Source organism: Vagococcus martis, assembly GCF_002026305.1.
GTDB lineage: Bacteria > Bacillota > Bacilli > Lactobacillales > Vagococcaceae > Vagococcus > Vagococcus martis.
In genome coordinates, this window is sequence record NZ_MVAB01000001.1 from 1952616 (window position 1) to 1968305 (window position 15690).

The 15690-nt window shown below is 33.9% G+C and carries 18 protein-coding genes; 11 read left to right on the plus strand and 7 right to left on the minus strand.

Translation table 11 applies throughout. The features are described from left to right. Nucleotides 1-3: 3 nt before the first annotated feature. Together BW731_RS09465 and BW731_RS09470 are read left to right on the plus strand one after the other, a co-directional pair. On the plus strand, nucleotides 4-1224 hold the full coding sequence (locus BW731_RS09465; protein ID WP_198931934.1) for a nucleotidyltransferase: 1221 nt from the start codon (nucleotides 4-6) through the stop codon (nucleotides 1222-1224). After that, entirely contained in the window at nucleotides 1199-1534 is a 336-nt protein-coding gene (locus tag BW731_RS09470; protein WP_079347643.1) for a DsrE family protein, read from the plus strand. The genes BW731_RS09465 and BW731_RS09470 overlap by 26 nt, the downstream gene beginning before the upstream one ends. A gap of 29 nt (nucleotides 1535-1563) precedes the next feature. Here BW731_RS09470 and fni read toward each other — a convergent pair whose 3' ends face one another. The 4 genes from fni to mvk are packed head-to-tail and all read right to left on the minus strand — an operon-like array spanning nucleotide 1564 to nucleotide 5673. After that, nucleotides 1564-2604, minus strand: coding sequence for a type 2 isopentenyl-diphosphate Delta-isomerase (gene fni / locus BW731_RS09475; protein ID WP_079347645.1), 1041 nt, complete (start codon nucleotides 2602-2604; stop codon nucleotides 1564-1566). 3 nt (nucleotides 2605-2607) lie between these two features. Then, complete coding sequence (locus BW731_RS09480; RefSeq protein WP_079347647.1) at nucleotides 2608-3717, minus strand: phosphomevalonate kinase; 1110 nt, start codon at nucleotides 3715-3717, stop codon at nucleotides 2608-2610. Nucleotides 3718-3730: 13 nt separating this feature from the next. Then, on the minus strand, nucleotides 3731-4729 hold the full coding sequence (mvaD, locus tag BW731_RS09485; RefSeq protein ID WP_079347649.1) for a diphosphomevalonate decarboxylase: 999 nt from the start codon (nucleotides 4727-4729) through the stop codon (nucleotides 3731-3733). Continuing rightward, a complete protein-coding gene (mvk, locus tag BW731_RS09490; protein ID WP_079347651.1) occupies nucleotides 4726-5673 on the minus strand; it encodes a mevalonate kinase in 948 nt (315 codons plus the stop codon). Before mvk ends, mvaD begins: the two co-directional genes overlap by 4 nt. Before the next feature lie 222 nt (nucleotides 5674-5895). On the opposite strand from mvk, the gene BW731_RS09495 reads away from it, so the two are divergent. Further along, nucleotides 5896-6429, plus strand: a complete 534-nt coding sequence (locus BW731_RS09495) for a hypothetical protein (protein WP_079347653.1) — start codon at nucleotides 5896-5898, stop codon at nucleotides 6427-6429. Between the two features lie 51 nt (nucleotides 6430-6480). Here the strand turns inward: BW731_RS09495 and BW731_RS09500 are convergent, their stop codons facing one another. After that, nucleotides 6481-7242, minus strand: coding sequence for a peptidylprolyl isomerase (locus BW731_RS09500; protein WP_079347655.1), 762 nt, complete (start codon nucleotides 7240-7242; stop codon nucleotides 6481-6483). Between the two features lie 199 nt (nucleotides 7243-7441). Here BW731_RS09500 and BW731_RS09505 point away from each other — a divergent pair, with 199 nt between their 5' ends. The 6 genes from BW731_RS09505 to BW731_RS09530 all read left to right on the plus strand — a co-directional run bounded on the left by BW731_RS09505 (nucleotide 7442) and on the right by BW731_RS09530 (nucleotide 13098). Beyond that, on the plus strand, nucleotides 7442-8188 hold the full coding sequence (locus BW731_RS09505) for a class I SAM-dependent methyltransferase (protein ID WP_079347657.1): 747 nt from the start codon (nucleotides 7442-7444) through the stop codon (nucleotides 8186-8188). A 103-nt stretch (nucleotides 8189-8291) separates the two neighbouring features. After that, on the plus strand, nucleotides 8292-9608 hold the full coding sequence (obgE, locus tag BW731_RS09510; RefSeq protein ID WP_079347659.1) for a GTPase ObgE: 1317 nt from the start codon (nucleotides 8292-8294) through the stop codon (nucleotides 9606-9608). Nucleotides 9609-9721: 113 nt separating this feature from the next. After that, nucleotides 9722-10651 (plus strand): ribonuclease Z, encoded by a 930-nt coding sequence (gene rnz / locus BW731_RS09515; protein ID WP_079347661.1) that lies wholly within the window; start codon nucleotides 9722-9724, stop codon nucleotides 10649-10651. A 14-nt stretch (nucleotides 10652-10665) separates the two neighbouring features. Continuing rightward, on the plus strand, nucleotides 10666-11463 hold the full coding sequence (locus tag BW731_RS09520) for an SDR family NAD(P)-dependent oxidoreductase (RefSeq protein WP_079347663.1): 798 nt from the start codon (nucleotides 10666-10668) through the stop codon (nucleotides 11461-11463). Between the two features lie 18 nt (nucleotides 11464-11481). Beyond that, the gene (locus tag BW731_RS09525; RefSeq protein WP_079347665.1) at nucleotides 11482-11907 is read left to right on the plus strand and encodes a lipopolysaccharide assembly protein LapA domain-containing protein; all 426 of its coding nucleotides are present in this window, start codon (nucleotides 11482-11484) and stop codon (nucleotides 11905-11907) included. A gap of 3 nt (nucleotides 11908-11910) precedes the next feature. Then, nucleotides 11911-13098 carry an FtsW/RodA/SpoVE family cell cycle protein gene (locus tag BW731_RS09530; protein ID WP_079347667.1) on the plus strand — a complete coding sequence of 396 codons (1188 nt, stop codon included), beginning with the start codon at nucleotides 11911-11913 and terminating at the stop codon, nucleotides 13096-13098. 27 nt (nucleotides 13099-13125) lie between these two features. Here BW731_RS09530 and BW731_RS09535 read toward each other — a convergent pair whose 3' ends face one another. Further along, nucleotides 13126-13788: a metal-dependent transcriptional regulator gene (locus BW731_RS09535; RefSeq protein WP_079347669.1), complete on the minus strand. Its 663-nt coding sequence runs from the start codon at nucleotides 13786-13788 to the stop codon at nucleotides 13126-13128. 161 nt (nucleotides 13789-13949) lie between these two features. Here BW731_RS09535 and BW731_RS09540 point away from each other — a divergent pair, with 161 nt between their 5' ends. Next, on the plus strand, nucleotides 13950-14306 hold the full coding sequence (locus BW731_RS09540) for an arsenate reductase family protein (protein ID WP_079347671.1): 357 nt from the start codon (nucleotides 13950-13952) through the stop codon (nucleotides 14304-14306). A gap of 16 nt (nucleotides 14307-14322) precedes the next feature. Further along, nucleotides 14323-14604, plus strand: coding sequence for a glycine cleavage system protein H (locus BW731_RS09545; RefSeq protein ID WP_071457244.1), 282 nt, complete (start codon nucleotides 14323-14325; stop codon nucleotides 14602-14604). A 65-nt stretch (nucleotides 14605-14669) separates the two neighbouring features. On the opposite strand, the gene BW731_RS09550 is transcribed toward BW731_RS09545, so the two are convergent. Further along, a complete protein-coding gene (locus BW731_RS09550) occupies nucleotides 14670-15629 on the minus strand; it encodes an IS30 family transposase (protein ID WP_079344899.1) in 960 nt (319 codons plus the stop codon). Between the last annotated feature and the right edge of the window lie 61 nt (nucleotides 15630-15690).

Sequence of the window (15690 nt, forward strand, 5' to 3'; positions counted from 1 at the left end):
AGTTTGATGAGGTTAACAAGTTGCGGTGTTATTGTAGAGTATAACCCATTTCATAATGGACATATCTACCATTTGAAAGAGGCAAGGAAAAAGTCAGAAGCAGATGTGTTAGTAGCAGTCATGAGTGGTAATTTTTTGCAACGAGGAGAACCAGCTATCATAGATAAATGGCAAAGAGCAGAAACCGCCCTACATAATGGAGCTGATTTAGTCATAGAGTTGCCCTTTGCATATGCAGTACAGTCAGCAGATTACTTTGCAAAAGGTGGTGTTAAGTTGCTTCATAGTTTAAATGTGGAGTCACTTTGTTTTGGAACAGATTTAACACAATCAATGGATTATGAATTATTTGGTCAAACGTATGTGGAAAAAGAGAAACTTATTAATCAACGATACCAAGAAATAAAAAATAATGGACAGAGTTATCCGCAACAAATGACACAAATTTATAGGGAGTTATTGCAACAAGTTCCACTTGATTTTTCATCACCAAATCATATTTTAGGGATGGCTTATGCCAAAGAAAATGCAAGGTATGCTAATCCAATGTCGCTCATTCCTATTACTAGACAAGGTTCCGGTTATCATGATGAAACCATAAAATCACAAGAGTTTTCCAGTGCAACAGCTATCAGGCAACGTGTTTTAGAAAAAGATATGACAAGTATTTCTCACACAGTACCAAGTGAAACACGTGACTTTTTAGAAAATACTGACTTACATTCTTGGGAGGACTATTGGCCATTATTAAAGTATCATTTGTTAAATCACTCTTTTGAAGAATTATCTGATACTTATCAACTAAGTGAAGGAATAGAGTATCGATTGAAAGAATCGGTAAAAAAAGCGGCTAGCTTTTCAGATTTTATGTCTCTTGTTAAAACGAAACGGTACACATGGACAAGATTACAACGTTTAGCTACCTATTTGTTGTTAAATGTAAGAGAAAAAGAAATCCATGATGCTTGGCAAAATTCTTATTTAAGAGTTTTAGGGTTCACTGAAAAAGGTCGTCAATTTTTAAATCAAGAAAAAAATCATGCTACTTTGCCTATTGTGACAAAAATTGATCAAAAGAATGAGAAGCAGTTATCGTTGGACATTCGAGCAGGACAAATTTATCAGTTAGCTCAACAACATCAGCATAAAGAGCAGGATTATTACCGCTCGCCAATTTATTTGAAAGGGGAAACGTCATATGAAAGTTATACTTCATATCCATGATTTAATTATGTGGTCTACTTGTTTAGCAAATGTAAATAATTTGCTTGAAGCAAGTGAGGATGACGAGATAAAAAATATTGAAGTGGTAGCCAATGGACCAGCAATTAAAGGTTATCTGGATCAAGATATTTGTCAAAAAATTGACAGATTGCAACAAAACAGAGGGATTGTATTTTCTAGTTGTGCTAAGGCAATGTCAAATCAGGATGTGGCAAAAGAGAGTTTGTTAGCCAATGTTCAAGTTGTTGCATCAGGGGTTTACCGATTAGTTAAGCTACAACAACAAGGGTACTTATATATAAAAGTGTAGCCATGGATTTATTTCCATCGCTACACTTTTTAGTTTATTGGTAGATGTCTTTGATGACACCAGTTTAATAATTGATTATCTAATACAATTGATTTATCTTTTATAGACTGAATATTTTTTGCCCCAACTAAAGTCATTAAATGAGTGAGTTCCTGTTTAAACCGGTTGATTTGGCTAATTGTTTCCTGCGTCCCTTTAGTTAAAATCAGGTGGAGAAATTCTCCAGATAATCCAACAGCCGAAGCCCCAAGCCCAAAACATTTTAGCATCTCAAGGGGTGTTCTAATACCACCTGAGGCAATGAAGGTTGCTTTATCTTGATACATTTTAGTTTCAAGTAATGATTCAGCTGTTGTTTGTCCCCAATCATAGAGATAAGCATATTCTTTTAAGTCACGGCGTTCATTTTCAATTTCGATAAAATTAGTTCCGCCTTTTCCTGCAACATCAATGATGGTTACACCGACATCAGTTAATTGTTTGATAGTTTCTTTTGATATACCAAACCCAACTTCTTTGACAATAACAGGAACAGATAAAGAATTAACGATTGCTTCTATATTCGTTAACCAGTCAGAAAAATCACGATCTCCTTCAGGCATGACTAACTCTTGTGGCGTATTAAGATGAAGTTGTAGAGCATTTGCCTCAATCATCTCAACTGCCCGTTTAGCATTATCAACTGAATGGTGTGCTCCTAGATTAGCAAATAAAATGCCATTCGGATTCGTTTTTCTCACAATCTCAAAAGATTCTTTATACTGAGGCTCTTTTAAGGCAATACTAATTGATCCAAGAGCCATAGCTAAATTAGTATTTCGGGCAACTTCAGCTAAATTTTTATTGATGATGGTTGCTTTATCACTACCACCAGTCATCGCATTGATAAAAAATGGCGTGTCTAGTTCAATATCTCCTAGAGTTGTTTTTAAACTAACGTTGTTTACTGACATTTCAGAAAGAGATTGATGGACAAATCTAACACCATCAAGACCATTTGTTTTTGGTGAATTATATTGCATTTCAGCATAATGGATGTGTTGATCTTTTCGATTCCAAGATGTATTCATTCACTAAGCCTCCGCTTTAATTGATTGATGTGTGGTATTTGGCGTACGGTAAACTTTTAAAGGCAAATTCGTTATACCGTGTGTTTCCCATTGTGCCAACATAGAGGATGCATCGTCTTCTTTTTTAAATAGTACGATACCACAATCACCGCCACCAGCACCTGATGATTTAGCAGCGCCACCGAATTCTTCTGCACTTTGACATAAGCTTAATAATGCTTCAGTTTCGATATCAACGCCACTTTTTTGAGCAAGAGATGTTAAAAGAGAACGATTTAAACGGATTCCTTCTTGAAATTGTTCGATATTGCTTTGTTTAAATGCTTCAATCAAATCAGTGACACAGTCTGCACTTTTTTTAAGAAAGTCACGGTAAAAGCCATTCATTTCATGTTGTTCATCATTCATTGTATCAACAAGTAATGTAGTAGAAGCTGGTGTTCCAGTCCAACCAATATATAAATCTAAATTAGTTGGTGCTTCAAGTGGTTCAATCATTAATTTTGGCCATTTTTCTTTTAATAAATCGATTAAACTAATGGCTTTATTCGCTAAGCGTTCCAGTACCCAATCTTTTTCAAAGCATGAGTAAGCAACCCATCCTTCAAAAGAACTAGCTGCCAAATCACCAAAAGAGCCATTGCTATGCAGTGAAAGATGAGTGATAGCTGATAATTTATAAAGTAGTTCAGCATCATAATCAATCTTATAAAATTGTAAAATAGCTTTAATTGTCGCAATCGTCACAGCACCACTAGAGCCTAATCCGTATTTACGACCGTCTTTATTGTCTAATTCACTTTCAATGGTTAAATCAAAATATTTTAGCGGTAAACCTAATTCTTTTAAGTACGATTCAACAATCGTGACAGAACCCGCGATATAAGAAAAAGGATTATCACGCTCATCCATATAAAATTTACCATTTTTTCGTGTCCAAGGAATTGAAATACCGTTTGAATAAGATGAACGGATACTTCCTTGTTTGTCTGCGGGCTTTAGCGTTACAGTAATGAATTGATCTAGTGCAACGATTAGCGCAGGATTTCCAGGTTCTAACACAGCATATTCTCCTGCTATATACAATTTTCCTGGTGCACTTGCTTTAATCAAAAAAATCTCCCCTTTAGTAACTCCATTCTTCGTCAGTTAATTCTCTGATGCCTTCTCCCACTTTTGAGCAAATTAACTGATCATTTGTGAAACTTTCTTCTAATTTGTTTAAGATGTCAGACATTTGTGATTGTCTACATAATACTTTTACATTCGGTCCAGCGTCCATTGTAACATAACAAGGGATGCCATTGTTACGAATTTCTTTAACTTTATTGATTGCTTTAACACTATCTGGTTCCCAATAAGAAATAGGAGGAGTTGCCCCAAGCATGGTGGCATGCATTTTCATTCCATTAGATTCAGTAATTTCTCCCAATCTGATAAAATCTTTTTCGTTGATGGCTTGTTTGATGTCGATTAAATCCTTTTTAGCTTCTGTAACCCATACTGGATAGAAAGGAGATGTATCAACTGTTTGTTTCATCCCAACACGACTTGAAAGTTTTTTTTGTTGTTTGTTGATAGCGATGATAATCATACCTAAATCCCATGAAGCATCATCAACTTCAATCGCGTGACTGGTTTCAGATAGGTTTCCTTCACCCATATTCCACTCAACTAAACCACCATAAATACTTCGTGTTGAACTTCCGCTTCCCTGACGAGCATAGGTAGAGAGTGTTTGTTTATCAAGATTTAACTTCCAAGCACTATTCGCAGCTCCAGCAAGCGCAGCAAAAGCTGATGCTGAGGAAGCTAGTCCAGCAGCTGTTGGTACATGATTATAGCTTTCTACTTTAGCAAATGTATTATCTTTTGCAGTTTCACGAAATAAATTTAAAAATCGATTTATTTTTGTTGTTTCAGTTTTATCTTGCTTTATACCATTTAAATAAAATACATCTTCAGTCAAAGTATCATCAAGTGTAACGGATGTATCGGTATAAAAAGCATCTAAAGTTAACGATAAGCTGCTATTCATAGGTAAGAATAATTCATTATTTCTTTTTCCCCAATATTTAATTAATGCAATATTCGTATGAGCACGACATCTGCCGATATTTTTCATAAATGGTCACTCATTTCATATACCCATGTTTGTTTTGCACCAAAATCTTTTAACGTTTGGGCAATTTCATGAGCTGATTTTTTATCTATTGCTAATGCTATCATACATCCACCGCGTCCGCCACCGGTTAGTTTTGCCCCAAGTGCGCCGTGAGTCATGGCAGCGTCAACCAGTCTATCTAATGATGGACTGGACACACCTAATTCTTTTAAAATTTGGTGTGCTTGAGACATGTAGGAACCAAGTTCTTTAGCACGATCTGATTCTAAAGCGATTCTTCCTTTGTCTGGCAAAGATCCTAATGTATGGATTAGTGCAAGTGTATGCTCTTTAGTGTTTCCTTTTAGTTTATGGCTAATACTTTCAACCGCTTCTTTTGTTTGTCCTGTTTCACCAGTATCTGCTACGACAAGATAAGCATTCAACATCATGTGAAGCGGAACTTCCATTTGTCCTTTTTTAAAATAGTAAGGAGTTGAGGAACTGGTCATTAGAGCATCCAGTCCACTTGGATTTCCGTGAGCAATTTTTTCAGAAGTATTTACTAAATCAAGTAGTTTTTCTTGTGTTAATGACACGTCAAAGTAATCAAAAATCCCTCTAATGGTTGCAACAGCAACTGCAGCACTTGACCCCATTCCTCTTTCAGCAGGAATTGAGCTGTTAATGGTAATGTCTAATGGGTAGGATTCTTGATTTAATGTTTTTAAGCTGAGATGAATCGCTTCTTTTAAGCTATCTAATAACTCAGGCATGTCACCTAATAATCCAGTGTAAAAATCACACGAAATAGTTGGTTCTTGGATTGCTTTTTTGACAATTGTTTGAATCGATGTTTTAGGAAAAGGTATAGCAATCGATGGATAATTATAAACTACTGCATGTTCACCTAGTAGAATAATTTTACCATGAGATTGTCCAATTCCGGATTGTTTTGGTGCCATGTACAAACTCCTTTGATAACTTGTCATGTTTCATAAAAATGAATCTCTTATAGCATAATACAATAAATGGCTATATAACAACTAAAACTAGCGAATATTTTATAAATTCTTATATTATTTTTAGAATAAAACAATTAATGTACTAAAATTAATTTTATGTAATATATTTCTGTAGATAGGTATTGATAAAAAAGGTATAATTAATAAAAAGGAGGTGTTCACATGAATAAGAGTATCGTTGATTCAATCATTACAATGGTGATTATAGTATCTATGATAATTTATAGTTCTGTAAGCAATTCTGTGTCTATACTGTCAATGTCAATGCCGATAATACTATTATTATTGATTCTTGTATGTAGTTTATTTAAGAAGATTAATTTAAAGTTTGTTTTTAGTATCATATTTGTTATGTTATTTAGTATATTTGCCACAGATCCTGGAATGGTTGATATTAGTAGCTATGTACTCGTTGGTATTTTATCTCTACCGTTAGCTTTGTTAGGTACGTATGCAGTAAAATACATTAGAGAAGATAAAATGAAAAAAGTTACAGTAATAGATGTGTTTCATAAAAGGTTTCCTAGTATGTCATTATCAATTGCTTTTATCATAAATGTTGTGCTATCTTCCATTTTCCTGATAGGAATAGTTACTTTTGTGGGACAATCTTTTAATATCGTATTATCATTATTAATGATTTTATGGTCTATATTAGCAAGTTTGTCTGATAGTTACTTTTTAAATAAAACATAAAAAACTTCCTACTAATCTGACTCACATCAGCTTAGTAGAAAGTTTTGTTTATTATTCAGTTGCTTCTTGTAAGATATTGATTTTTTCGATTTTGATATCTTTTTTCGGTTTATCATTTTCTCCTGTTTCGGATTTTGCAATTTTATCTACAACGTCCATACCCTCAATAACTTGGCCGAATACAGTATGCTTTCCATCTAGATGAGGTGCGCCGCCTTTTTTATAAGCGTCGATGATTTTTGCAGGCACATCTTCAGCTAACAATCCATCAGACATATCATCGCTATTTTGAACGATGAAGAATTGACTGCCATTTGTATTTGCACCAGAGTTTGCCATAGATAGAGCACCTCTTAAGTTATACAATTGATTTGAAAATTCATCTTCAAATGGTTTATCCCAAATACTTGAACCGCCAGTACCATTTCCCTCAGGGTCTCCACCTTGAATCATGAAATCATTTATTACACGATGAAAAATAAGGCCATTATAGTATCCATCTTTAGCGTGTGTCATAAAGTTTTCAACTGCTTTTGGTGCAATTTTAGGGAACAATTTAATTTTAATTGATCCTTCAGTTGTCACCATTTCAACTAAGTCTTCGTCTTTTGCTACTTCTGTTGATAATTGTGGTAGCTCTAAAGAATTAATATCTACTGATTCTGAAGTTGCTGTACTTGAAGCAGCTGTTGATTGTTCTGTTTTACTTGTTACAGTTTTTTGTTTTGCTGAATCGTTATTACCACAAGCTGAAAACAAAGCCAATGATAAAAGAAGAGTTGTTGACGCTAATAACAATTGTTGTTTCTTCATTATAAAAAAGCCTCCATATAATAGTTTGATTTGTAAACTCTTTATAATAGTAACAGACTTTAAATAACTTTCCAAATAGAAAAGGTGGTTTAAATGGTAAGTTTTTAAGAATGATAATGAAAACATGATGAAAAGTCGTATCAATATACATTCAATGATATACTAATACTTGTTAACAAATATATAGGAGGCGTTAGATATGTTTAAAGAGTATGGTCCTCTTAGCACAATGATGTATCAGAAAACAAAAGCAGTAGGTCAATCCTTGGATGGTGATATTGAATATTATTACGATTTTTTACAAGATGTGAAGGGAAGTATTCTGGAAGCTGGTGTTGGAACAGGCCGGGTTCTTATCCCATTATTAGAAAAAGGACTAAATGTTGAAGGCGTTGATGTGTCGGAAGACATGTTATCACAATGCAAACAAAATATGGAGGCATATTCTGTGTCAACATTTGTTTACCAACAAGATTTGTTTGACTTATCATTGAATAAAGAATATGAAGCGATTATTATGCCGACTGGGAGTTTTTGCTTATTAGAAAAAGATAGGATAGAAAAAGTTTTGAGGGGGTTTTATCACTGCTTAAGTTGTAAGGGGAAAGTGATTTTAGATTTAATTGTCCCGAATGATTTTAAAAAAGGAAAAATCACACAATCTAAAATTGATATATCTAATACTGAGACTATTATATATACTCATTACGATGAATCCATCGACTGGATTAGTCAACAAACAACCTCTATTGACAAGTATGAATTAATAAATGAAGGTAAAGTAGTTGAAACAGAGTATTCCCATTTTACTTTATATTGGTATGGGTTAAAAGAATTTGAGTGGTTGATACAGTCATTAGGATTTAAATTAATTAAATATGATGACGGATACAATCGAGGCGTTCCGGGTATTGTGACTGCGATATTGGAAAAACAAGAAGAGTGATGTTTAACATGTTTTATTATGAAAGTATGAAACGTGGTAGACAAATAAAAAACGAACAGATACAATAGAAAAGAGATTTTTTAAAGAAAAGAGGTGGACTAAGATGTCCATGTTTTTAGATCAAGTAACGATTGACGTAAAAGCCGGTAATGGTGGAGACGGTATGGTGGCATTTAGACGAGAAAAATATGTTCCAGACGGTGGACCAGCTGGTGGTGATGGAGGTCGTGGTGGCAGTATTATATTTCAAGTAGATGAAGGTCTACGTACGTTAATGGATTTTAGATACAATCGACATTTTAAGGCAACTCCTGGTGAGCATGGTATGAGTAAAGGCATGCATGGTAGAGGGGCTGAAGATACATATGTCAGCGTTCCCCCAGGTACAGTCGTAAGAGATGTTGAAACAGGTCAAGTTTTAGGTGATTTGTTAGTTAAAGGGCAAACACTTTTAGTGGCTAAAGGTGGACGTGGTGGACGTGGAAACATTCGTTTTGCAACACCAAGAAATCCAGCACCTGAAATATCTGAAAATGGTGAACCAGGTCAAGAAAGAAAACTAGAGTTAGAATTAAAAGTTTTAGCAGATGTAGGGTTAGTAGGATTTCCTTCAGTTGGAAAATCAACGCTATTATCTATCGTATCAAAAGCTAGACCAAAAATCGGTGCATATCATTTTACAACGATTGTCCCAAACTTAGGGATGGTCACAACAAGTGATGGACGTAGTTTTGTTATGGCAGATTTACCAGGACTAATCGAAGGGGCTTCAGAGGGTGTTGGTTTAGGAACACAATTTTTACGTCATATCGAACGAACTCGCGTAATTTTACATGTGGTAGATATGAGTGGAATGGAAGGGCGAGATCCATTTGAAGACTATTTATTGATTAATAAAGAGTTGGAATCTTATGATTTACGTTTAATGGAAAGACCACAACTTATTGTTGCTAATAAAATGGATATGCCAGAAGCAGAAGAAAATTTGGTTGAATTTAAGAAAAAATTAGCTGAATTAAAAACAGATGAATGGGAAGATGATATTAAAATATTCCCAATATCAGGTGTGACGCAACAAGGTGTGGCACCGTTACTAAATGCTACAGCAGATTTATTAGAAGTAACGCCAGAATTTCCTCTTTACTTTGAAGATGAAGAAGAGGAAGATGTGGTTAACTATACATTCAAAGAAGATGAACCAGAGTTTACTATCTCTCGTGAAGATGACGCAACTTGGGTCTTATCAGGTGACAAATTAGAAAAACTATTTGTTATGACAAACTTTGATAGAGAAGAAAGTACCATGAAGTTTGCTCGTCAGCTGCGTGGCATGGGTGTTGATGAAACACTTCGAACCATGGGAGCAAAAGATGGCGATTTAGTTCGCATCAAAGACTTTGTATTTGAATTTGTTGACTAAAAGAAGTGAGAAAGAGATATTCTTTCTCATTTTTTGTTTTAAAGGTGCGATACTCTTTAAAAATTGATACAATAGTTGGTAGTAAAAAAGAATGAAAGAAAAGCAGGGGAAAAATGGAACTACAATTTTTAGGAACAGGTGCAGGTGTACCTGCCAAACAACGTAATGTGACAAGCATTGCTTTAAAGTTATTAGATGAAAGAAACGAAGTATGGTTATTTGATTGTGGAGAAGGCACACAGCAACAGATTTTAAATACAACCATTCGACCTCGAAAAATTGCTAAAATATTTGTGACACATTTACATGGTGATCATATATTGGGATTACCTGGTTTAATCAGCAGTCGGTCATTTCAAGGTGGAACAGATAAACTTGAAATATATGGTCCTAAAGGAATCAAAGACTATATTGAGTTGAGTCTGAAGATATCTGACACACATTTAAAATACCCGATTAAATTTATCGAAATTGACAAAGAAGGACTTATTTTTGATGACAAGACATTTAGTGTGTATTGTGATTATTTGGATCATCGAATTGAGTGCTTTGGGTATCGTGTTGTTGAAAAAGATTATCCAGGGGAATTAAACGTTCAGAAATTACGTGAAGAAAACGTCATGCCCGGTCCAATTTATAAAAAAATTAAAGATGGTGAAATTGTTACTTTAGAAGATGGTCGTACTATTGATGGAAAAGACTACTTAGGACCAGATATTAAGGGCCGAGTTGTGACGATTCTTGGTGACACAAGAACGCACCCGAATTGTTATACATTAGCTGAAGGAGCAGACGTTTTGGTGCATGAAAGCACATTTAGCGCATCAGAAGGTAAACTTGCCCGTAATTATTATCATTCAACGAGTTTACAGGCAGCAACTGTAGCTAAAAAAGCAAATGCTAAACAGCTATTTTTAACTCATATCAGTGCCCGGTATTTAGGAAGACAAGCTTTAGAATTACAAACTGAAGCACAAACTGTTTTTAAAAATTCAACCATAGTTAAAGATTTTGATGTATTTGATATTCCTTTGGTAAAATAAAAGGAGGAGATGTTTTGTCAGTAAAAACGTTAAAAAATAAACTGGTCTTAATTACTGGTGCTTCTAGTGGATTGGGTGAAGCAATCGCTTATGAAGCAGCTAAAAAAAATGCGTCACTAATACTTTGTGCTAGAAATGTAGACAAGTTGCAAAAAGTCGCAAGGACTGCGCAATCTATGACTCGTGGAACGGTTATAATAAAACAGCTTGATATTAGTGATTATACAAGTGTTGAAAACTTAGTGAGCTATCTTGATAAAGAAGAGATAGTTATTGATGTCCTTGTTAATAATGCTGGAGTTGGAATCTTTAAGCCGTTTATTGACACAACACAAGAAGACATTGAGTTGATGTTTTCAGTTAATGTGTTAGGACTGATGACTCTAACACAAAAAATTGCTTTAAGAATGATAGAAAATGAAGAAGGGCATATTATCAACATTGCGTCTCAAGCTGGAAAAATAGCGACACCAAAATCAAGTGTCTATGCAGCTACGAAGTTTGCCGCGCTTGGCTTTTCAAATGCATTACGTTTAGAATTAAAACCATTTGGAATTCATGTGTTAACAGTCAATCCAGGACCAATGAGAACAGCCTTTTTCGATACAGCAGATCCAACAGGTGAGTATTTGAAACAAGTATCAGGCTTTGTCACAGAACCAGAAAAACTTGCGAAAAAAGTAGTTGATAATTTTGGAAAATCCAAAAGAGAAATCAACACACCTTGGATTATGGAAATAGGTAGTATTGGTTATACACTATTTCCGAGGTTAGGGGATTTTTTAGCAGGTGGATTGTTTAATAAAAAGTAAGGGGTTGAAGAAAATAAAATGAAAAATACAACTAAGACGATTGTTATTTTATTATTACTATTTGTAGTAGTGTTGTTTGCTGTAATAAATGCTCAACCAATAACTATTAATTTTATATTTACCAAGCAACGTGTACCACTTGTTTTAATTATTATATCATCTGTTATCATTGGTGCGATTATCGCATTAATTGGGACAATGGGGACTATTTGGAAGAAAAATAGAACGGTTAAAGAGCTAAATAAAAAAATTGAAGATTTAAAAGCGAGTCCACTTGATGACACCAGTTCAGAATATGTGTCAACTTTAGAGGGAAAATATAAAGAAAGCCAGTTAGAGTTATCAGATTTACGTCACAAACTCGTTAATCAAATGATGAGTACTCCAGCTGATCCCAACTCAAGTACACAAACAAATGAGTTAACAGAAACGATGAAGGATTAGCTTATGTTACGAACGGAAAAAAGGGAGTTTCATCAGATTAATTATCGGATATTATTACCAGTTTTCTTTCTAAGTATTATCGGATTGATGTCAATGTATGTGGCAATCAGTGGTGAGTACTCGTCAACAGATTTTTTAAAAAAAATGTTACAGCAAGTACTCTGGTATGCCATTGGAGGAGCTTCATTGTATGTAACAATGATAATTAAACCAGAAATTATATGGAAACTAACGCCATATGCTTATATCTTAGGTTTGATTTTAATGGTAGCATTATTATTTTTTTATGATGTCCCACTTGCGTTAGAAACCGGATCTAAAAATTGGTTTCGTTTTGGGTCAGTAACATTTCAACCAGCTGAGTTGGTTAAGATTTTATATATTTTGATGTTGTCCTATATTGTGACAGGTCATAATCAAATGTATCAAGTACGAGATATAAAAACAGATGGATTACTAGTAGGAAAAATGCTTTTAGTAACGTTACCTATTGCTATTTTATTAAATCTACAAAATGATTTTGGTACGATGCTAGTCTTTTTAGCGATACTAGGTGGCGTGTTTTTAGTATCTGGTATTTCGTGGAAAATAATTTTAGCTGTGGTAACACTTGCGCTATTTTTAGGATTGGCATTGGTATATCTAGTCACAACAGATAGCGGTAGAGAATTTTTATATAAATTAGGATTCAAAGCTTACCAATTCGCTAGAATAGATGCCTGGATTGATCCTTTCTTTGATCCGAATAACCAATCTTATCAGCAAGTACAGGCCTTATTAGCCATTGCAACAGGTGGTTTTTTTGGTAAAGGATTTAATGTGACAGATGTCTATGTTCCCGTTAGATCATCAGACATGATTTTTTCAGTGGTTGCAGAAAATTTTGGATTTATTGGAAGTGTATTTGTTATCTTGATGTACTTATTGTTAGTATATCGTATGATTAAAACTTGTTTTGAAACAAAAAATGTTTTTTTCTCATATATTACAGCAGGTATTGTGATGATGATTGTATTCCATGTTTTTGAAAATATTGGGGCAAATATCGGTTTATTACCACTTACGGGAATTCCGCTTCCATTTATTAGTCAAGGTGGATCAGCTTTGTTAAGTAATATGATAGCTGTTGGATTGGTGATGAATATGACATATCACTATACATCGATAAAAATTAAAAGGCAGCGATTATAGTTATATTCTATAGTCGCTGCTTATGTTTTAAGATGTTTCGTTTGTTGAAAAAATAATATTAGCCTGTTTATGGCTAATATGGTGTTGAGAATTATCCTTATTAATCTTAAATATAATTAGTTCATTAAATTCATCAATATCTATTATAGTGACAGTGTCACCAATTGATAGATTAATGCTGTCAAGATAAGTTAAGACTGATACATCGTCCATAACTCGGCCAATAATAGGAGTGTCGCCAATATTAAATTGGGTCAAGGGAATAATTGCTTGTTCTCTGTAGTTGTCTTGTGTTGGTATGATACCACCATGGGGACAGTTGGTTGGATTTCCTAAATAATCATATAATCTATTAAAGAATACGGAATCTTTAACATGTTCTAGTTCTTCAGATAGGTGATGCAAATCGTATAAAGAATATCCTAATTTATCGTATAAAAAGGTTTCGATAATTCGATGGTTTCTAATGATAATAATCGTTTGATTTAATCCTTCAAGAGTCAATTTTGCTCCAGTATACGGTTTATACTCAATCAATCCATCTTTTTGTAGCTTTTCAACCATTTCGCTAACAGACGCAGGGGATACATGAAGATGTTGGGAGAGTGTTTTATTTGAAACAAATTCGTCAATGCCATTGTTCTCATAAATCGCTTTTAAATAGTCTTCTTTATTGGAAGATCTTGACATAATTGTCCCTCCTACAAATTAATTGCTAAAATATATTAACTCATTTATTTTATCATAAAAAACCGAAAATATATCAGTAAAAAGGAAATTTGTCCCCTTTTTTTTAATAATTGATATGCTATACTAGATACGTACAAAATAAGGGAAGTGAAGGTGAAAAAATGACTACATTTTATTGGTACCCAAAATGTTCTACATGTAAAAAAGCCATTGCTTGGTTAGATGAGCACCAGATTGATTATAAATTAATCGACATGATTGAAACACCACCTACAAAAGAACAGCTTGTTTCTTGGATGGAAACAAATGATTACCCAATTCGTCGTTTTTTTAATACGAGTGGAGTAAGATATAGAGAACAACACTTAAAAGATATTGTAAATGATTTTTCTAAAGAAGAGGCTGCAACACGTTTAACTGCTGATGGCATGTTGATTAAGCGTCCTATTTTAGAATTAGGCGATAAAGTGTTATTAGGATTTAAAGAATCAGAATATGAAGAGTTATTGTTAAAATAATAAAGGATGTGTTGGTATGTCAGAAGAAACATTATGGGTGAAAGAAGTATCAGAAGGTAAAAAAGTTGGCTTAACATCGACTGCTCAAGATGATTTAGGAAGTATCACATTTGCGATGTTACCAAAAGTTGGAAAAGAAGTAATAGCAGGTGAACCAGTTGTGGAACTTGAAGCTGAAAAAGCAGTTGTTGAGTATGACTCTCCTGTTTCTGGAGTGGTTGTGTCAATCAATGAAGCAGCAGAAAAAAATCCCAAGCTGTTAGATGAAAAAGATGCTTGGTTATATATTGTAAAATAAAAAATCCGCAACGAGTGTTGTGGATTTTTTATTTTTTATCTTCTGTTTTTTGATTATTTCATTTGTCAAATTAAGCTAGACAAAATATCGTTGTCTACATAACTCAAAAATACTTCCAATGGTGTTTTATAGTTTAATGATTTTCTAGGAATATTATTTCTTTTAGAAGCGATAGATTGGATAAAAGATTCCTCAACTTTGTTGAAATCCATTTGTTTAGGTAATCCATCTTTACGTAATAACCCATTAGAGTTTTCATTTAAGCCACGTTGTGATGGTGTTCCTGGATCGGCAAAATAAATATCAATATCATTTAGATTGCTGATTGATTTCCAATTAGAAAATTCTTTACCACAATCGAATGTGATTGATTTAAATAGATGGCATGGAAACTTTTTAAACCAATTATTTAAACTATTTTCGATATCTATTGCTCGTCTGCCTATTGGTTTTAACGTAATAATCACTTTCGATAGTCTTTCAACGAGTGTGATAACAGCACTTTTATGATCTTTTCCAACAATTGTGTCACCTTCAAGGTGACCAAATTCATTATTAAAGAGTTGATAGTCCTTATTACGTTGATGGATGGTTCTTTTAAAGGCTTGTTTACCTCTTTTTTCTTTATAACCATTCGCTTTCCTTTTACCTTTCATAGGTAATGCGGTCAAATCAAACAGTCCTTGCTTAAATAATCTATAAAGAGTACTGATAGAACATGAGATAGGAAACTCAGCACGACCAATAATGACATCTGGAGTCCATCCTTGAACAACCTTCTTTTGAATGTATTCTGTTTCATTATCAGATAAAGAAATAGGACGCCTGCCACAATTCTTTTTATTATTTTTGTATCTTTTATAGTAATCTAGTGCAGATAATCCCTCATCAAAAGCTTTGTAAACATTATAGATAGTCTGTTTTGCTCGTTTCAATTGTTTCGCAACGTATGTTCCTTTTTTATTTTGATGGTAATAAGCTTCTATCAAAACTAGCTCGTCTGTAGTAAGATGTGTATAGGTCATTTGTGATCACTCTCCTTGTTTTCTTTGGTTGGAAATACAATTTGAGTGTATCACAAATGAT